This is a genomic window from Mucisphaera sp., from assembly GCF_965279675.1.
In the GTDB taxonomy this organism is placed as follows: domain Bacteria; phylum Planctomycetota; class Phycisphaerae; order Phycisphaerales; family Phycisphaeraceae; genus Mucisphaera.
Genome location: NZ_CBDIIJ010000002.1, coordinates 18,118 through 38,200, shown reverse-complemented (window position 1 = coordinate 38,200; position 20,083 = coordinate 18,118). Strand labels below are relative to the sequence as shown.

The 20,083-nt window shown below is 58.8% G+C and carries 14 protein-coding genes and 1 pseudogene; 4 read left to right on the top strand and 11 right to left on the bottom strand.

The window, feature by feature from the left end; all coding sequences use genetic code 11:
- Positions 1-266: 266 nt before the first annotated feature.
- The 3 genes and pseudogenes from ACQZAB_RS00355 (at position 267) to ACQZAB_RS00345 (ending at position 5,086) form a co-directional block, all read left to right on the top strand.
- Positions 267-1,565, top strand: a complete 1,299-nt coding sequence (locus ACQZAB_RS00355; protein ID WP_428386194.1) for a glucuronate isomerase — start codon at positions 267-269, stop codon at positions 1,563-1,565.
- A 180-nt stretch (positions 1,566-1,745) separates the two neighbouring features.
- Positions 1,746-2,372 (top strand): annotated as a pseudogene (locus tag ACQZAB_RS00350) (integrase core domain-containing protein); the annotation flags it as partial.
- 110 nt (positions 2,373-2,482) lie between these two features.
- The gene (locus ACQZAB_RS00345; RefSeq protein WP_428386193.1) at positions 2,483-5,086 is read left to right on the top strand and encodes a hypothetical protein; all 2,604 of its coding nucleotides are present in this window, start codon (positions 2,483-2,485) and stop codon (positions 5,084-5,086) included.
- Between the two features lie 1,097 nt (positions 5,087-6,183).
- Here the strand turns inward: ACQZAB_RS00345 and ACQZAB_RS00340 are convergent.
- The 11 genes from ACQZAB_RS00340 to ACQZAB_RS00290 all read right to left on the bottom strand — a co-directional run bounded on the left by ACQZAB_RS00340 (position 6,184) and on the right by ACQZAB_RS00290 (position 19,747).
- Positions 6,184-7,065 carry a transglutaminase family protein gene (locus tag ACQZAB_RS00340; RefSeq protein ID WP_428386192.1) on the bottom strand — a complete coding sequence of 294 codons (882 nt, stop codon included), beginning with the start codon at positions 7,063-7,065 and terminating at the stop codon, positions 6,184-6,186.
- A complete protein-coding gene (locus ACQZAB_RS00335; RefSeq protein WP_428386191.1) occupies positions 7,062-9,686 on the bottom strand; it encodes a circularly permuted type 2 ATP-grasp protein in 2,625 nt (874 codons plus the stop codon). The genes ACQZAB_RS00340 and ACQZAB_RS00335 overlap by 4 nt, the downstream gene beginning before the upstream one ends.
- 126 nt (positions 9,687-9,812) lie before the next feature.
- Positions 9,813-13,265 (bottom strand): DUF2126 domain-containing protein, encoded by a 3,453-nt coding sequence (locus tag ACQZAB_RS00330; protein ID WP_428386190.1) that lies wholly within the window; start codon positions 13,263-13,265, stop codon positions 9,813-9,815.
- Positions 13,266-13,395: 130 nt separating this feature from the next.
- Positions 13,396-14,289, bottom strand: coding sequence for a mechanosensitive ion channel family protein (locus ACQZAB_RS00325; protein ID WP_428386189.1), 894 nt, complete (start codon positions 14,287-14,289; stop codon positions 13,396-13,398).
- The gene (locus ACQZAB_RS00320; protein WP_428386188.1) at positions 14,286-15,080 is read right to left on the bottom strand and encodes a DUF432 domain-containing protein; all 795 of its coding nucleotides are present in this window, start codon (positions 15,078-15,080) and stop codon (positions 14,286-14,288) included. Before ACQZAB_RS00320 ends, ACQZAB_RS00325 begins: the two co-directional genes overlap by 4 nt.
- 170 nt (positions 15,081-15,250) lie before the next feature.
- Positions 15,251-15,913: an exopolysaccharide biosynthesis protein gene (locus ACQZAB_RS00315; protein ID WP_428386187.1), complete on the bottom strand. Its 663-nt coding sequence runs from the start codon at positions 15,911-15,913 to the stop codon at positions 15,251-15,253.
- Positions 15,910-16,953, bottom strand: coding sequence for a calcium/sodium antiporter (locus ACQZAB_RS00310; protein WP_428386186.1), 1,044 nt, complete (start codon positions 16,951-16,953; stop codon positions 15,910-15,912). The genes ACQZAB_RS00315 and ACQZAB_RS00310 overlap by 4 nt, the downstream gene beginning before the upstream one ends.
- A 22-nt stretch (positions 16,954-16,975) precedes the next feature.
- Positions 16,976-17,782: a polyphosphate kinase 2 family protein gene (locus tag ACQZAB_RS00305; protein ID WP_428386185.1), complete on the bottom strand. Its 807-nt coding sequence runs from the start codon at positions 17,780-17,782 to the stop codon at positions 16,976-16,978.
- Between the two features lie 491 nt (positions 17,783-18,273).
- Entirely contained in the window at positions 18,274-18,411 is a 138-nt protein-coding gene (locus ACQZAB_RS00300) for a hypothetical protein (protein ID WP_428386184.1), read from the bottom strand.
- Between the two features lie 16 nt (positions 18,412-18,427).
- Positions 18,428-19,453, bottom strand: a complete 1,026-nt coding sequence (locus tag ACQZAB_RS00295) for a Gfo/Idh/MocA family protein (RefSeq protein ID WP_428386183.1) — start codon at positions 19,451-19,453, stop codon at positions 18,428-18,430.
- A gap of 27 nt (positions 19,454-19,480) precedes the next feature.
- Complete coding sequence (locus ACQZAB_RS00290; RefSeq protein ID WP_428386182.1) at positions 19,481-19,747, bottom strand: hypothetical protein; 267 nt, start codon at positions 19,745-19,747, stop codon at positions 19,481-19,483.
- Between the two features lie 49 nt (positions 19,748-19,796).
- Between ACQZAB_RS00290 and ACQZAB_RS00285 the strand changes: the two genes are divergently transcribed.
- A complete protein-coding gene (locus tag ACQZAB_RS00285; RefSeq protein WP_428386181.1) occupies positions 19,797-19,982 on the top strand; it encodes a hypothetical protein in 186 nt (61 codons plus the stop codon).
- Positions 19,983-20,083 lie beyond the last annotated feature (101 nt).

Sequence of the window (20,083 nt, the reverse complement as noted above, 5' to 3'; positions counted from 1 at the left end):
ATAGGCGAAGGTAGAAGAGATGACGAGACAGTCTCATCAAGCAGCTCAGCTAGTAGTCCGAGTAGACCCGGGAATTCTCGATACCTTTGCTTGGGCTGATACCGTCAACGAAATCATCCTAGCCTTGGTCGACCCTAACGCGAAGCACTCACGGTGCTTGTGTTAGCCGTCACGCTGACCTCTGGCTGAACTCCTGAGATTCCACAGCAGCCCGTAGCAAAGAGGAGTGCGGCTCTGGAACCATTAACTTTCCTTTAGGACAACCCATGACCCCACCCTCTCTCCACGACCGCGTCGCCGCCATCATCGCCGACGAACCTGTAGTCGACATGCACACCCACCTCTACCCGCCCGCCTTCGGCAGCCCCGTCCCCACCTCCTCCACCACCCCCGACCCCCACGGCCTCGCACTCTGGGGAATCGATGAACTCCTTACCTACCATTACCTAATAGCCGAGGTCTTCCGCGTCGTCCCCGCATCCGAACTCCCGTACGACACCTTCTGGTCCTGGCCCAAGCCCCGCCAGGCCGACCACATCTGGCAGCACCTCTTCCTCGACCGCGCCCCCCTCAGCGAGGCCACGCGCGGCGTCCTCACCACCCTCGCCCACCTCGGCCTCGACCCCAACGAACGCGACCTCAACCAGCACCGCAAGTGGTTCGCAGAGCAGGATTTAGACAACTACATCGACACGGTCATGCAACGCTCAGGCGTCACCCGAATCACCATGACCAACAACGTCTTTGACGAGAATGAGCGCACAAGATGGCTCGCCGACCGTAACGTCGGATCCGACCCCCGCTTCGCCCCCGTCCTCCGCTTCGATGAACTGCTGACCGACTGGCCCGCCGCCGCGGAAGTCCTCGCCTCCCTCGGCTACAAGGTTTTGCAAACCCCTGATGAACAAAGCCTTACCGAAGCCCGCCGATTCCTGACCGACTGGATCGCGCGCATGAGACCGGTCTACACTGCCGTCAGCCTCCCACCCACCTTCCGCTACGCCAGCCCCGACGCCAATCCCTTGACCACCAACATGTTGGAGCAGGTCGTCCTCCCCGTCTGCCGCGACCACGACCTCCCCTTCGCCATGATGATCGGCACCCTCCGCCAGGTAAACCCCGCCCTCCGCTCCGCCGGCGACATGCTCGCCAAAGCCGACGCCGCCTCCGTCGCCCGCCTCTGCGCCGCCTTCCCCGACAACCGCTTCCTCGTCACCATGCTAAGCCGCGAATCCCAGCACGAGCTCTGCGTCGCTGCGCGCAAGTTCAGCAACCTCATGATCTTCGGGTGCTGGTGGTTCCTCAACAACCCCTCCATCATCACTGAGATCACTACCGAACGCTTCGAGCTCCTCGGCAGCACCTTCGTCCCCCAGCACTCCGACGCCCGGGTCCTCGATCAACTCCTCTACAAGTGGTCCCACTCCAGAACCCTTATTGCGAGTGTACTTGCTGACATGTACCAGCGGACCGCCGACACCGGCTACGTTCTCACCGACGAGCACATCCGCGCCGACGCCCGGCGCCTCCTCAGCGGCAACTACCTCCGTATACTCGGATACTGAGAAACCGTGAGCCTCTCATCTATCCCTACCTACTCTTGATACTCATTCTTGATAATGCTAATCACTGACACTCTGCTTGTTTCTAAACTGCCATAGACACAATGAACCCAATACATGACTTAATGACCTGGCTCGCTTCGTGGTACAACCAAGTGGTGGTATGAAACACGGGGGCAGGTTATGTGGCTCAATGACGGGTCGTGCATCCGGCTTCGACCGACACACAAGGACCACGTCTGGGCGTACGACTTCGTCCAGACCCGGACTCATGATGGCCGGGTACTTCGCCTGGTGGTGATTGTCGACGAGTTGACCCGCGAGTATCTGTCGTTTGATGTGGCCCGTCGGCTCAGCCACTAGGACGTGCTCGAGCGTCTTGCCTGGCTGATGAGCACGCGAGGCGTGCCGGATCACATCCGCATTGACAATGGCAGCGAGTTTGCGGCCAAAGCGGTCCGTGAGTAGCTGGCGAAGGTGGGTGTGAATACCCTCTTCATCGTGCCGGGGAGCCCTTGGAAGAACGGTTACGTCGAGAGCTTTAACGGCAAGCTCAGAGATGAACTGCTGAACCTTGAGATCTTCGACACCCTGCTCGAAGCCAGGGTGCTGATCGAACGATGGCGGGTCACATACAACACGATTCGGCCTCACTCGGCCCTGAACTACCACCCGCCAGCACCGAAGCGATCTGCCCGTGGCCGTCTGGCTCCGGGGCTGCGGCCCTACGCCGGGCGGCCACGATTCACACCCACCTCGATCCGAGATAGCATCTGGTACCACTTGTGGTGGCGAGTCAGATCCCAGTGAGAACCAACTTCAGACTAATCTGGCGGTTCCCTGTGTTGTGAACTGCAGACCCTGTATTGTGGGCTTGTTTGACACCTTTGCCCGATAACGGCAGGGAAAGGGGTTTCTCCATGCGCTACCGGTGGCTTCCAGGGATGCTCGTCCTAACACTCTGCTTCGCAAGTACAAGTGCTGCAGAGCGCATTGTGGTTGGCGAAGGCCAAGTCATTACCGAGATCGAGCTTGCTGCAGGCGTCTTCGAGGGCCAGAGCTTCACGCTCGGGCCTGATCTCGTCATTGATGTTCTAGCTGGAGGGGTCGTCGGGAACTCGTTCGAGATCTTTGGGCCAACGGGGAACCATACGGCTGTTGTTGATTTCAAAGGCTCCTTGATCAATCTTTATGACGGGGCGCTACTTGGTAACCGTAACAGGAATGACGGCAGTCGCACCACTTTTGGCTACTTCATTCCTGACGAGGCCATCGTCCATGTCTACCCAGGAGGCGTGGTCGATGGTCTGGTAGGCACAAACTCGAATGTGGTCATCCAGGGCGGTCATATTGAACTCCTTGGCGGTCGTCTTGGCGGTCGCCAAGCGTCATCTCATCGGGTGACAATGATGGATGGGACGATCAGCTATTTACGACACCTCAAAGGCTCGATTGAAATTCACGGCGGCACATACTGGGGCATAAATACCAGTGGAAGTACTCATGGCAACGAGTCGAATGAGCAGGCTGTGGTCCGCGGCGGTTCGGTACGCGATCTGCTCCTGAGTGATCGCCTTGAGGTCTACGGTAGTGAGTTTAGGATCGGTCATCAGCCTGTGAATCCCTCGTTATACGGCCAGACTCTCTCGGGCTCAGCGGTTACAGGGAACCTATACGCTACCCTCTCTGATGGCTCTGTTTTCATGCATCGTTTAAATGGCGAGTCTCTGGTGCTGCATCAGCATAATCCACCGCCAGTCCTTCAGAAGGTTCTGGTTGCCAGTATCGATGGTATTCCTCGTCAGGGAGTTCGAGAGCACCAGACCCTGGTGCTCGATTCTTCAGAACCCTATCGGGGCTTGCTCGATGCCGCCCCCGAGTCGCTCGTCATTGCTCTAGAGGGGAGCGATCTGGATCTAATCCGGAGCTACGCTGGTAGTGTCAGGGTCGCCGGGGCCAATATTGGAACGCTTGAGGTCTATGAAGCAGCAACTGTCGATATCACACAGGGGAGTATACGCAACTTGATATCGCATCCCAGTTCTGAATCATCTGTCATCAATCTTCATGAAGGGATGCTCACTCTACGTAGCGCGGTCTCAGCCAACCTTAATGTAACCGGCGGTGAACTCGATGCCAGATGGTCAACTTACGGGCACGAAGGCTCGAGTTGGAAGCTGTCGGGCGGCACCTACTGGGATGAGATGCCACTAAATGCAAGAGAGATGATCTTCGAGGGTGATGATTTTCGAATCAACGGAGAGCCTGTAGCACTGACTAATCCTGAAGGGACACACTATCGTCTGTTTAGACGGCCTTTTGCATCATCGACCAATGCTCTTCTCACGGGGGTGTTCAAGGATGGCACACCCTTCGCCTTCTCACTCAGGGATGGACATGAGCGGTTCACGAGCTATTACGAAGAGTGGGAGGGTGACCATCTTGGAGAATCGATCATCTTTCGACAGGCATCACCTGAGCCGGCAACACCCGGTCTGCTTGAGGTGTCTGAGCCGCACTCAGACCATAAACTTCGCGCGACACAAATCTTGCGCGTCTCGGATGGCGGCTCTTTGCCTTCGAACTTTAATGCAGGCGAGGGCAGCAGGATTGAGGTGCTCAGCGGTGGATCGATCGGATCCAATCTTGAGATGTTCAATGCCGAGATCCTGATCGAAGGCGGCCGTGTGGGCCCACACTTCGACGCGTTTGGATCGACTCATGTGCTGGTGAGAGATGGCTTACTGGCCACAGAACTGGGAAGAACGCGACATGAGGATGAATGGACCGGTGCGGACTTTGATTCGGACAGCCGCCTGGTCATGACGGGTGGTTCCACTTATATCCACGATCTTAGCGAGGGTGCAGTCGCCCACATCAGTGGAGGCAACTTTGGCATAACAAAGAATCATGGCATAGTGATTCTGTATGGCCATGACTTTAAACTCACCAGTTCTGAATATGGACCCATAGTTCTGGATCGCGATTTCACAGGCAAGGCCATCAGAATCAGCGAAGCGCACGCTCAACTGGACATTGTGTGGGCTGACTCAAGCACTACGGATTATAGAGTTAGATCAATAGATTACGGACAAGTCGAAGACATTCGAATCGTGTATCTGCCTCTGGTTCAGGGCGACTTCGATCAGGATGGGCGAATCGACCTTGCCGACCTGCTGATGCTCGATCAGCCCCGTGACATCGACCTCTACTACGACGTCAACCACGACGGCCTGAACGATCAGAGCGACCTGACCTTATGGCTTGAGACTATAGCTGGCACGCGTCTAGGTGACCTCAACCTTGACCAGGCCATCGGGCTAGGGGACTTGGGCACGCTGGTCCGGAACTTTGGCGGGGTTTCCGCAGGCTATCTTGACGGCGACCTCAATGGCGATCAGGCTGTTGATCTCATCGATCTATCCATGCTCGCATCCAACTTCGGCTGGGCGACTTCCGTGCCGGAGCCCATGTCAGCACTCATTCTGTTCGGATCAGTCTGCCTTTATCGAATCAGATTTTGATGAAAGGACTCTGAGCAGGTAACTACAGAGCGTCGATTGCTGTTTTAGTGTCAGTAATTGGCAGGCTGCGACCAGCTGCGACAGCGAAAGCACGGATTGATTCACTACAGACGCGTCAGCGTTTGCGAACAAACCTGCGTTGGATAAGAGTTTACGAATAATCTAATCGGGACTGTCGATCCACAGGTTCTAGGCTGCTGGTGAAGCTTGCAAATACTACGAAAGAAGCGAACTGGTGCGAAGCCACACGAAACGTGCGAAGAGTGCGAATCGCGCTATCTTCATCAGAGGCCAAGGCTTGCAAAGCTCTGCGGCAACTAAGGATTTCTTCTTCCCAAGCTGAATGTCGCCGGTTCGAGTCCGGTCACCCGCTATTGCTTGTAGCACTGAGACTTATGATCAGATAGGGATGGGGCTAGTGATTGAATGTTTGGCTGGCTGATAGTGGCCTCTATGTCGTCTGCTGGGCGTAATGCCATAGCCTGAATGGGCTTACATATTGTGTGCACGTAGGTCGAGCGTATGCCGCTCCAGCTGTTGGTCATGGGTCTCAGAGGTCGGTTTTTATTGACAGAAGCGCAACTCAACAACCATGTAAATCTGGATCATCGTGACAGATTTGCAAGGATAACCCTTGACCGGTTGGCCGGTGTTGCGCTGGCGTCTCGAAGCCACTGGCCCTCAGCGGGCAGAACTAGAAATCAGGACTATGTTCGACACCTCTATGCTCCTGTTAGCGTTTCCTGCACGAGGGGATGATTCCTCGCCCATGTTAAATCTGCATCAAGATGTTGATGCCTTGCACCGTACTTGACTTCCTATCGAAAAATCAATTGACAAGCATTAATCAGTGAGCAGCGGGCTTCGCGCAGAAATCTCGTAGATCTGGAAGGTGTGCCAGCTTTACAAGAATGATTTATTCGTCGGAGGGCTGACGTTTCGATAGCCCCTGATGTCACTGACTCTCAAGGGCACAGATGAGGATCATCGACCATCTTCGTCAATCACGAGCGTCGCAAACGGATAAGGATACCGGGACGATCGCACACCGCTGCACACACATCGATAACGCTGGTCAGTGCCATCATCAGCAAAGTTCAGCGAACTGGCTGAACCGACACTGCCACATCAATCGTCTGCTCGCCCCCGCCCACGATGACGCCCTTGACCGGCGCGACATCCCCATAATCCCGACCCCAGGCCAGTGTCACATGATGCTCGCCCACGAGTTGATCGTTCGTCGGATCAAGATCGATCCAACGTCCATCACCCGCGTACACCGACACCCATGCGTGCGACGCATCCGCACCCACCAAACCCGGATCATCCGGCTCGTCCTCTCGAAACGTCCGCAGATACCCAGATACGTAACGAGCGGGCAGCCCCAAACCCCGCAGCATCGCGATCTGAAGATGGGCAAAGTCCTGGCACACCCCCGAACGCTGCTCGAATACCTCGTCCACCGCTGTTGTCACCGTCGTCGTCGTTGGGTCGTAACGAAAATCCTGGTGAATCCGACTCGTCAACTCACGCACCGACTCGATGACACGCCGGCCCGGCTTAAAAGACTTCGCCGCGTAGGCCGTTGCATCCTGATGAATCTGCACCAGCGGCGAATCAAAGGTGAACTCCAGTGCACTCAACCCGGCTCGTTCTCGATCCACCCGCAATCTGCCCCTTACTTCTTCCCAAGGCAGATCCGGCTCACGCTCACGGTTCAGTGCCTCCACCTCCACATCGCTTTCCGCGATAATCGCCATCCGCTCATGGGGATCCTCGACCACGAACACCACCATCGTGTTACCGAAGTAATCCACCCGTTGGTGACGAACCTCTGGCTCCGGGTCGATCCTTATCGCGTTCGACAGACAACGCTGACCGGCCAGATCTCTCGGACACAAAAAGACCTGGTTATGACCAAGGTTGACCGTCGAGGCATACTCGTACAACGTCTCATGACGCACGCGGTAACGCATCATCCACGCTCCCCACGTCGCTCCCGAAGAGCTCCCAGACGCTCCGGCTCTCCGACATCGCCGCTCCGTATCGCCAATGCTTCACGCTGACCCAACCGACGCGAGACCAGATTATGGCTCAGGAACTGACGAGTAATCGCATCCGATAGCTCTGGCAGCTGTGCACTCAGGCCCATCAACTCGAACGCCAGTGCATCCCGGGCATCCTCATTATCAAACCCCGCCAGCCGCACAGGGTCTGCCAGGCGCAGGTTTGTCAGCATCCTCAACACCAGCAACTGGTCCTCGCCCCGCCGGTTTTGCGCATCCGTCGCCCTGGGCAGCTGATCAAGGTGCTCAGCCAGTTCCACCAACTGGTAAGCACACGAACGCGGATTTGTCTCGTCAAGCAGCAGCATCTCGATCGTCGGTAAAGCCGTCGGTACTGCCAGGTAGCGCTGCCGGTAACTCATGGCGCTGGCCATCACCTCAAGCAACGCATCGAAGACAGGACCCTCGTTCTCCTCCGGATTCACCGTCAGCAGACGCAGCAGCGAAACCACGCTCACTGCCCGCTCCAACCGACGGCCCATGTCCAGGAAACGCCAGCCCTGATTCCGCAGCATCGACTCCGTCCCCACCCCTGTGAATGCCGCGAGTGTTACCAGCAAGCGATTCAGGAGATCCATCACCTCCGCCCAGTCACCCGAGGTACCCACGCCAGACGCGATCGCCTCTTCGTACTCCCGGACCAGCTGGCTCAGCACCCGCCAGGCATCCACCGACACCCTGTCTCGCGCCAACGAGGCCAACCGACGCACCCGTAGCAGAGCATCCGACAAACCCCAGGACGCCTCAGCGTCCTGCAACACCTCCAGCACCCGCTTGGCAGGTTCTTCACTCGCCTCCTCCTGCCCCGTCAACACGTCCAGCGCCATGACCAGACGCGATACCTCCGGACCCTCATCCTCCACCGCCTCGTCCGTGATACGAGTGACAATCGCCCGCAACAAACGGACCAAGCCCTCGCTCCGCTCCAGATAACGCCCTAACCAATAAAGATTGTCAGCGATCCGGCTTGGCAGATCGAAACTATCGTTCGCCAGCATCGTTACCCGGCCCCCGCCCTCAGAACGCACCAGGCTGAAGGACGACACCGGTCCTTCCGACAGCACCCACGTGTCCTTGCTTCCCCCACCACGCTGCATGGATGTCACCCGTGAGTCGTGCGTCGACGATACCCGCGTCAAACCGCCGGGCATCACGATGTAGCCATCGTCCGTGGCCGCCACATAGGCTCGCAGCATCACGTGCCGGGGCGATAGACCGCCCTGCGCCCACACCGGGCAGGTCGAGATGTTGACGCTCTCCTGCGCAACATAGGCCTCCGGCCGCTCACGAATACGGCCGATCATCTCCTCACGACCCGCCGCGTCCAGTGCATCACCGAAGACCGCATCAATCGCTACCCCGCCAAGACCCGGGGCCGGAGCACCAGGGAAAGAGGGCTTGATCACCAGACGACGCAAATGCTCTTCCACATACGCTAGTTCCTTTGGCTGCCCACACCACCACGTTGCCACACTCGATAGTTTCTGCTCCTCACCAAGCACCGAGCGACACAAACCTTCCGTGAACGGCATCAACCCAGCCGTCTCCAGCACACCCGAGCCCAGAGCGTTCGCCACCACCACGTTCCCCGACCACGCCGCCTGGACAAGCCCCGGGACGCCGATCGCCGAATCGCCTCGCAATTCCAGCGGATCGCAGTAGCTGTCATCCAGCCGCCGCAGCACCACATCCACCCGACGCAGCCCTCCCAGCGTCTTGAGAAACACCTTGTCGTCCCGGACAGTCAGGTCATCGCCCTGAGCGAGTGTGAAGCCCAAATACCTCGCAAAATACGCATGCTCGAAAAAAGTCTCGTTGAAGGGGCCCGGCGTCAGCAACACCACCCTCGGGTTCTCGCCCACCCGAGGCGACATGGCTCGCAACGACTCGCGGAATCGCGCGAAGAATCGGGCCAGTCGTGTCACACGACTCGCACCAAACACGCCCGACATCGTTCGCGACACCACCAGGCGATTCTCCACCGCGTATCCCGCGCCCGAAGGCGCCTGCGTCCGGTCATTCAGCACCCACCACCGACCATCAGGCGACCGTGCCAAATCCGCCGCGTAGAACATCAGGTGCTGATCCCGGGGCACACGCAGTCCATGACAAGGTCTCAGAAAGTTAGGGTGCCCGAGGATGAGCTCCGCAGGAATCGATCCATCCTTCAGCAGCTTCTGCTCCCCATACAGGTCCCCACAAACAGCGTTGAGCAACCTCGCCCGCTGAATAAGCCCCGACTCGATACCCGCCCACTCTTCGGCGGACACAATCATCGGAATCGGATCCAGCGCCCATGGCCGATCCATGCCACGCGGGTCCTCATAAACGTGATACGTCACGCCGTTGTCTGCCAGCATCCGCTGACCCACCCGCCAACGACGTTCGACCTCCTCCACACCCAACCGCTCCAGCTGATCCGAAAAGTAGCCCCATCCCGCCCGCACGCGACCCTCCCCATCTTTCATCTCATCAAACACCCCCTCGTCGACGCCATAGCTTCCCACCAACGACACGGGACCTGCATCACTCATCGGCGTCACACCCATCCCCTGATTCTAACCCACAACGGTGCCGGCATAAGCAACACCCACCACGAACACACTTCGCCCCTCCCTTGCATCGATCTATCGGCCACTCTCGCCCGAACCGCCAGTCTCCTAACGCTCCCAACGCACCCGACGCAAATCAAGCGTCACCGGCATCTCCTCACTCCGCTCCGTCGGCCGCATCGCAAACGAACCGGGCGTATGCCCGTGTGCAAAAAACCGGTTCGCCCGACGTGCCTCAGCCTCCAGGGCATTCACAGGGAAGACCTCGTAGTTCCGACCACCCGGGTGCGTCACGTGATAGGTGCAGCCCCCAATCGAACGACCCGCCCAGGTATCCACCAGATCAAACACCAGCGGCGCGTGCACCGGTATCGTTGGGTGCAGACAACTGGGGGGCTGCCAGGCCCGGTACCTCAAGCCCGCGACAAACTCACCCTGACGACCCGTCGCCGTCAGGGGCAGCTCCACCCCGTTGACCGCCACCGCATGTCGCCTGCCAGCCATGGTCCCCACCAACCCCGTGACCTTCACCTGCATCCGCTCGACCGAAGAATCCACATACCGAGCCGTCCCGACCGCCGTTGCCTCCTCACCCAAAGTCAGCCAGGGCTCGATCGCCTGACGCAGTTCGATCGTCACGCCATCACAGGTATACGTCCCGTGCCGCGGAAAACGAAACTCAAAAAACGATTCATACCAGGCCGCCTCAAGCCCAAAACCATGCTCGCGCAGGTCCTCTAGCACATCACGGAAGTCCTCCTCTACAAAGTGCGGCAGCAGAAAGCGGTCATGCAGCATCGTCCCCCAGCGAATCAGGTGGTGCTTACCCGGAACCTCCCAGAACCGCGCAATCAGCGCCCGCAGCAGTAAGGCCTGTGTGAGTGCCATACGCGGATGAGGCGGCATCTCAAAACCGCGAAACTCCACCAGCCCCAGCCGACCCGTCGCCGAGTCAGGCGAATAGAGCTTATCGATACAAAACTCGGCCCGGTGTGTGTTTCCCGTCAGGTCCGTCAACAAATGACGAAACACACGATCAACCAGCCACGCCGGCACATCACCCTCACCCGCACCCGGAATCTGACCAAACGCGATCTCCAACTCGTACGTCGCATCCGAACGGCCCTCATCCACCCGCGGTGCCTGACTCGTTGGCCCGATGAACATCCCGCTGAACAGATAACTCAGCGATGGATGATTGTGCCAATGACCCAGCAAACTGCGCAGCAAGTCGGGCCGACGCAGAAACGGCGAGTCCAGCGGCCTCGCCGCACCTACCACCACGTGATTGCCCCCACCCGTCCCCGTATGCCGACCATCCAATTGAAACTTCTCTGTCCCCAAACGACACGAACGAGCTATCTCGTAAAGCGACGACGTCACCTCGGACAAATCACCCCAAGACGAACTCGGATGAATGTTCACCTCGATCACACCCGGATCGGGCGTTACCTTCATCTGCAACAGCCGCGCATCGGTCGGCGGGGTATAGCCCTCGATCACCACCGGCGTCCCCAACTCCGCCGCCACCGACTCAACCGCCGATAGCAGCTCCAGGTAGTCCTCCAGCCGACGCGTCGGCGGCATGAATACATACAGCCGACCATCCCGAGGCTCCACGCACATCGCTGCCCGGATCACCCACTTCGCCGACTGGCCCACACCCGGCACGGCATCCGCTGGATTCCCGCCACCGATCGCCACCTGCTCGTGCACCCGCTGCGTCAGCCCCGTACGCTCCTCTGTCCGAACCGCCCGACGCTGCCCGCCGTGCGTCCAGTCATCCGGCAAAGGCACCTCAGCACTCGCCGTCGGATCAGCCTCCACCACATACGGATAGTCCTGCTCCTCCACCCAGGGCAGCGATTCCAGTGGCAACCGCAGACCAATCGGCGAATCACCCGGGATCAACCGCAACCACCCACCCCGCTTGCGCGAACCCCGTGGCTGAGTCTCTCCCCGACCCCCGCTATCAGCCTGGACCATCCACATCCCGCTCTGCCAACGCGAACCCTCACCACGCATCACCTTCGCCAAAGGCAGCACATAACCAACAGGCGTAGTCAATCCACGCTCGAACACACGCCGCAGCCGTTCTCTGTCCTCCGCGTTCTCGAGCTTGTTGTCATCCGCCGTCACATTGACCGGCAACCGCTCACGAACCCGACGGTAATGATCGGCATCCTCATAGACCGCCCGGATATACCCATCCGCCACCCGCAGCCGCCGCGACAGCCGCTCCAGAAAACGCCGGGCATCGCTATGCCCAAACCCATCATTCCGCGACTCATCGGCCAGTAGATCCTCTCGGCCCCACACAGGCTTGCCGTCCCGACGCCAATACACCCCCAGCTCCCACCTTGGCAGCGGCTCTCCCGGATACCACTTGCCCTGGCCCACATGCAGCAGACTCCCCGGCGCAAACCGCTCCCGAAGCCCCCGAACCAGACGCTCTGCAAACCTGCGCTTGCCGCCGCCTACCGCATCCGTGTTCCAGGTCGCCCCCGCCTGGTCGTCAATCGAAACAAACGTCGGCTCGCCACCCATCGTCAGCCGCACGTCACCCGCCTCCAACCGCCGATCCACTTCGTGCCCCACCCTGTCGATCGCGGCCCACGTTTCCTCCGTATACGGCTTCGTCACCCGCGGGTCCTCATGAACCCGCGTCACATCCAGCCCATACTCGAAACTCACCTCGCAATCGCCCAGCGTCCCCGAGATCGGCGCCGCGCTCCCGGGATCAGGCGAGCACGCCAGTGGCAAATGCCCCTCACCACACAGCATCCCACTCGTCGCATCCAGACCCACCCAACCAGCGCCTGGCAGATACACCTCCACCCAGGCATGCAGATCCGCCACATCCTCCGCGACACCCGCCGGAGCCCCCTCATCAATCGGCTTCATATCCGCCACCAGCTGAATCGAATACCCCGATACAAACCTAGCCGCCAGCCCACACCGCCGCAGCAACTGAACGAGAAGCCACGCATAATCACGGCAGGAGCCCACCCCCCGCTCCAGCGTCTCCTCAGGCGACTGAATCCCAGGATCGAACCGCAGCGAGTAGTCCAGCCGCTCCTCCACCATCCGGTTCACGTCCACCAGAAAATCCACCGTCGCCTGTTCACTCAGATCCACCCCAGCCAGCATCTCCTCGAACAGCCGCCCGCACCCCTCCTCCGGCCCCAGCGTCTCCAAGTAAGGGCGCAGCTCCCGAGCCAGCCCCGGCTCATAGTTAAACGGATAATGCTCCGCAGTCTTTTCTAGGAAGAAGTCAAACGGATTGATCACCATCATATCCGCCACCACGTCCACCGCCACACCAAACGCCGTCACCGGCTTCGGAAACACCAGCCGTGCCAGGTAGTTCCCCTGCGGGTCCTGTTGCCAGTTGATAAAGGGTTCCGCTTCACCTTCCCCCACTTCCACACGCATCCCATAGGACAGCACACCCGTCCGGCAGTGCGCCGCCGGCCGCAACCGAACTACCTGCGGACCCAGCTCAACCAACCGGTCATACCGGTATCGCGTCCAGTGATGCAGCCCGATACGTATCGCCATCCGTCACCTCGTCCGTCACATCCATGCCCGAAGCAGTCAGAGATGATCTTAGTGCCTGGGAGCAAAGGAGGCTGAGTCTGGCGTCAGTCGCGGACCGGCCGGGCCTCCCGAATCAATGGCCAGCCAGAACTCAGGTTTTGGATGAGTCATCAGGCACCGAAGCATCCAGGGCCGGCTCTTCATTGACGAGCCGTATAGGCAAGGCGTCGGTCCCAGACCCGGCGTAAAGACTGATATGGGGGAACGGAATCTCAACCCCTTCTTCATCGAACCGCTTCTTGATGGAGGGGATCAGCGTCTTCCGGATCTCAAAAAAATCCGACTTGACACACCACACGGCAAACAGGAAGTCGATGCCGGAGTTGTTGTAGTTCGTCAGAAGCACCAGCGGATCGGGTTCATCCAGGACCTGTGGATGTTGCTTCGCGAGGTCGAGCAGGATGCTCTTGATACGATCGAGGTCTTCGCGATAGGCGACCGAGATGGTGAAGTCGACACGACGTATCGGGAAGCGCGTGATGTTGACCACCTCGGTCTTCATCAACGTCTCGTTCGGAATCCGGACATACTGATTGTCGAACGTCCGGATCTTGAGCGACAGAAGGTCGATAGAAAGCACAAGCCCCGTGGTCTGCCCGATCTTCACCACGTCCCCCACAGAGAACGGCTTCTCAGCGATCAGGAACAAGCCCGAGATGACATTCGAGACTGAGGTTTGTGACGCAAAACCTACGGCGATACCAACAATGCCCGCCGCACCAAGAAGGGGGGTCAGCGGGATCCCACACTGCCTGGCTACGGATAGACCGATGATCAACACACCCACGTACAGGATGACTTTGCGGACAACCATCCCGGCTTGTGCGGTCGTTCGCCGCTCAAGGGCCCGACCGATGGTTCTGGAAACGAACCACACAGCAGGCAACCCAATAAAGACCAGTATCAGAACGCGAATAATCGTTTCGAGATTCTGAACCGCGTACTCTCTGAGCATCGACCATTCAATGAAGGCAGCAAGCATCATGCGTCGATGGACTCCTCTCGTCGGAACATCCCCAGAACCCGCGACACCACACTCCCTACCACCGGTTCACGAGCCGGCACGATCTTACGCAAGCCCGATGTCGGTGCCGATGTAACAACCTCCACCTCGCTGCCCTGCTCCTGGCTCCTGAATCTGGCGACAACACGATTGGTCCAGACCTGACCCTCGCCCTCAAAGAGGTCGAGATTCGGCCCACTCACTCGTAGCCGCTGGACCTTGATCGGCTCATCGGACTCGTTGCGGATCTCCAACGTGCAGATCGCCCGATACGGTCGCCGCTCGGCAAGATCGACATCACGCTTGGCTCGGGTCATAAGCGAGTAGCACAACTCCCCCTGCATTGGATCACCGAACCATATGTTCGACAGGACGATCGTCGGCAACTCCGTCAGGGTCACGGGTGGCAGCGCCGCCTCGACAACCGCAATCCGAAGCGGAATACCAAAGTAGAACGTCGCATGTCTCCCGGGCGGCAAGACCAGCACCGATTCGGGACGCGCGACAAGCGGGCGGTCCGGCAAAAGGTACCGCAGACCGATCTCCTGCGAATTCGACGCCAGGATGTACCGATCCCAGGCCAAAGCTGCTGAGTCCGTCGGTGGCTCCGAGTCAGCCATAGCCAGCGGCTCGTCACGATGCCTGAGCGACTCGTCGGCATCGCGCTCCGTGGCAACGAACAACTCCTCGCCTTCCCGCCGCAGCCAGATCGTCAGCGGGCCCACCACCGCACGATACAGCTTCAGATTCTCGAGTCTCTGAGATTGATTCATAAGCCCCATCTTAGAATGATATACGTGCAACCATGGAGCGATTTCTTCTGAGTTCCGAACATGGTTTTTGATAGGCCTCAACCCCCACGCAGGGTAACTTGTAGAGTCGACAAAACGATTGATCGCGTCGGTTGCTTGCACGCAACACCAGCGGCAGTATCCATACGTTTTCAGAAGAATGACTTCAGAAGTTGAAGCACCGTTTCGGAGATCCAGTATAGGTAAGCGTAGCCAGAGACAGTCAGCAAATGGCCGAGCAGTATCGCGAGCCCGTCCCGCTGGAGCAGCCCTGCGGCGAACTGGATCAGGGCAAGGGCGGGGATCATGTTCGCGAACGGGATAGGCAATGGAAGACTCAGCATCAGGGCCGCCAGGGCGATGGACAGACCAGTCATTCGCCAGGCGACGGGCCAGAAGAGCGGGGCGAGTCGAGGCATGTAGAGCCACGCCAGAGGCATTAGCGAGCGCCGGAGCCCCGAGGCGATGCGTGACAGTGTGTTGTGGCTAAATCGGTGCCGTTGGGCAAAAGCCGGCAGCCGCGGTTCCCGGGCAAACAGAAGCCGCAGCCCAATAGCGAACATCGGAAGCCCGCAGACGGTGGCAAGCAGAGGGATGGGTATCGGAAATATAAATGGCATCGACAGCACAAGGATCAGGACGGCGGCTCCGCGCCCACGAAGTGCGTTCTCTACGTCAGCCAACGTAACGTCCTGCCCGTCCCGCGAGGTCACGAACTGATCTAAGTCGTCGAAGACTGAATGAAGCGGGACCACCGGGGAATGATTGCTCCGCGTCGCTTCGGGCGAGTCTTCGACCTGATGCTGGCTGGTCACGATCGTGGGGCCCTCGTGTAGATCAGACTGAGGGCAAGGGTGACCACGACGAGAGGGATGACAAAGCCAGCCATGGCAGACGTGAAAGCGTTGAGACCGGGGTGAGTGGTCGCAGCCAGAACGAGAAAGACGAGGTAGGCAGCATAGAAAAACAGAAAGAGCCCACCCTCCCAGCGGTCAATCCGGCCCGCCGTGATGAAGATGGGCAGGCAGGCAAAGGCAACAGCCACCATGATGGGGATGTCAAAGCGCAAGGCAGCAGGGGCCACCGCGATACCAGCAGGTGATAGAGCAGCCGCGATCCCGAGCACGCCGAGGATGTTGAAGATGTTGCTGCCGACAACGTTACCGATGGCCAGGTCTCGCTGGCCACGCACCGCGGCGATCACCGAGGTGGCCACCTCAGGCAGCGAGGTACCCGAGGCGATGACCGTGAGGCCGATCATAAGCTCGGAAACGCCAAAGGACTGAGCAATCGCTGTCGCGCCATCGACCAGGGCTCGCGAACCAAGGACCAAAAGGGTGAGTCCCACCGCGATGCCCAGCAAGGCGGGCCAAAGCCTGGTTGACGTAGAGGGGGCGCCATCAGCTGCCGGCAGACGCAGACCCAAGCGTATCTGAAACGCCGTATAGGCAACCAGACCTATAGCCAGGAGCACCCCCTCAAAACGCGAGATCAGCCCGTTGCCAGCGAGGAACCAAGCGACGACCGAAACGCCGACCATGACGGGAACATCCAGCCGGATAAGCTGCATCGAAGCACTCAGCGGCAGAATCAGGGCCGACAGACCGAGGATCAGCAGGATGTTGAACGTATTGCTGCCCACCACATTACCCAGGGCGAGGTCGGCCTCCCCGGTGAGTGCGGCCTTGATGGACACGGCGAGTTCAGGCGCACTGGTGCCGAAGGCCACGACCGTGAGTCCGACCAGCAGCGGCGGGATACCGGCCGCCGCAGCCAGCCGGGAAGCCCCGCGGATGAGGGTCTCACCGCCAGCAGTCAGCAGGACAAGCCCCAGCAGGATGAGGAGGATGTTCAACTCGAGACCCTATCCATGCAGCTTAATCTGGGATATCTATAGTCTTGGGGTCAAAAGCCGGCTTAGGCGTTCTCAGATCCAAAGCATCGAGCGTATCGACCAGGACCTGCGCTACAAGCAGGTTGCGAAACCACCGCCGCTCAGCCGGCACAACGTACCACGGCGCCTGATCCGTTGAGCAACGCGAGATCGCTTCCTCAAAAGCCATCTGGTAGTCGGACCATCGGGCACGCTCTTGAAGATCAGCCGGCTCAAACTTCCAGTGCTTGTTCGGATCATCAAGCCTCAGCTGAAGCCGCTGCTTCTGATAGCCCTTCGAGATATGGAGATAGAACTTCACGACACGGGTGCCCTCGTCGTGGAGCAGCCGCTCGAAAGCGTTGATGTGCTCATACCGCTGCTGACAGACCTCTGCAGGCACCAGCCCCTTGACCCGAGCGATCAAGACGTCCTCGTAGTGAGACCGGTTAAAGACGGCGATGTCGCCCCGTCTGGGTGCTCGGGCATGGACCCGCCAGAGAAAGTCATGCCGCAGCTCCTCGTCGCTTGGAGCCTTGAAGCTCGTAACACGAACCCCCGCCGGGTTAAGCGGGCCGATCACCTTACGGATCGTGCTGCCCTTGCCCCCGGCATCCATGGCCTGGAACACAACCAGCACCCCAAACCGCCCATCCGCATACAGCAGCTCCTGTTGCTCGATCAGCCGCTGCCGCAACCCCGCGAAGCGATCACGGGCCACGTCCTTGTCAAAGCCACCATCATCAGCGGTCGGAAAACCGCTGAGGCTGAACTTCCTGCCCGGTGTGACACGGTATGAATCCGTATGCATAAAAGTAGGGTAACTGATGAACTTATCTATCTCTATGATCCACAAGATCTGTCATTAATCGCTACACGCTTCGACGTCGGGCAGGACCCGTAAGAATGGCTCGCTGCCACCGCATGGCACAAGTGCATGATTCGAGCCCCTGTAAATGCCACCCACAGCCGCAAATGTGCACAACCGATGAGCCTCGTCACGGATTGAATGGAACCGTTAGCAACCTCGCGCCAGACCCAAAGCAGAAACAATCCGACCTCGAATCAGACCATCGAAGCCAAATCACAACATGTGTGGTCACAAGGTTCAGTCAGACTCGGATATAGATCCGATGACGATACAGCCAGAAGCAGAGATACCAGAGGACGAACCACGTCAGAAGGGCCGTGGCAAGCATCAGCAACGGACCAGCTAGACCGACCGGTCCGAGAAAGCCTTCCGTAAAAAAACCGACACGAGGACGCAGCCAGTGGAAGGCAAGCGCCTGAATAGCAGGATGCTCAAACGAATGATGGCCGCAGACACTCCCGCCCCTCGGCCATCAGAAGCAGCATGGTCAGCCCGCGATAAACATCAAGTGACAACAGCCGCCGAGGCATCGATTCAGCCACCTCGGCCACCGGATGCTCCTGAATCACGATACTGGAAGCATAACTAGACAGCCGCAGACGCAACCTCAACCACCTGACCGCTGCGTGCACTCTCAACTTCAGCTTCAACAATCCGCAGGGCCAGCGACGCATCACGCAGCGTGACCGCTGTAGGCTCTGAACCCTCCTTGATGCACCTGATGAAGTAGGCGAGCTCATGCTCGTAACCCATGCCGGGATCGAGAGAGATAGCCTCGCTGCCGCCGTCCCCATAATAAATGGTCAGCGGCTCCTCAGCAGCAAGGTCGAAGACCGCAGTGGCCCTCTCGAAGTTCACGGCGTACTGCATCGTGAATGGAAACGACTTCGCCATGGCCCAACCACCTTCAGCGACAACAAGCGGGATGCCGTCATAGTGATACTGCGTGGTGATATGGTCGATCTTATGCGTCAACGACGAATAGCCCCGACTGCTAACAGCACGCGGCATGCCAAAGCAGTACTGAACAAAGTCGGTGTCATGAATGTGCAGATCAAGCGCTGCTCCGCCACACGCATCGCCATCAAGATAGAAGGCCCCACCAGGGTGCGACGCAACCCGACGGAACGTCGCAGCCTGAACACGACCGTAAGTCTTGTCGTCGATTGTCTCTTTGAGCCAGGACCAGCCCGGCCAGAAACGCATACACATCGCGACCATCGACAGGCCGGCGGCACGGTCCGCGGCCTCAACGAGTTGACGCGCCTGGTCAGACGTACGCGCCAATGGCTTCTCGATCAAAACATGCTTGCCGGCATCAAGGGCCTGGATCGCGAAACGCAGATGCGCAGGCGTAGGCAGGCAGATATCCACAACGTCGATATCAGGGTCATCAATCAGCTCTTTCGCATCCGTGTAGCGCTTGACCTTCTGCAGGTCAAAACCACCCTGCGCCTGCCCCTCGATGTTCCCGCCCGCCTTCTCCGACCCGGATAACCGATCAGGATTGGCATCGGCCACAGCCGCTACCTCAACGCCTTCAAGACGCGTATACGCATCAAGATGAGTGTTGCCCATCATGCCGAGGCCGCAAACGCCTACCTTAATCATGCTTCAACTCCGTGGTGAGTAAAATCACTAAAACGAATGAGAGATCGACGTCGGGTTGTACGCCCAGCTCATGCCCCTCGCGAGCGTCTCGATCACCAGCGGCGTGGCTGCGATCTGCTCGCGGACGGTCAGACATTCATCATCATTCAGATCAGGGCAAATCACGCTTTCTGGACTAACACGCAGCTCAAGAGCGTCAAAGCCAGCACGCTCTGCCTCTGCAATGGCCGCATCGACAGGACGCGTGTTCGCGAGCCCGTGCTCGAGGGACCAATAGCTGATGCCGTGGATCAAGAAATACTCCCAAGATAAGAGATGCTCAATCTAACGAGTTGTTCTGTCGATGTCTGAAGGCCACCACGAGCAGGCCCAGTCCGGCAACTACGGCTGGCTCAGTAACGCTCTCGGCCGTAAACCCGAAGTTGGTCGCAAGCAGCGAGAGATCAACGAGATTGACGACCCCGCTCAGGTTGAAGTCTCCATCCGTGTAAACGCCAAGCTCAAAGAAACTCGAGGCGAGAATCAATAGATCAATCAGATCGATTGACCGATCAAGATCCGCATACCTAATCCTGCTCCCGAGCAATGACTCGATCCAGTAGATCGCGTCGTCAACATCTAAAGGCCCTC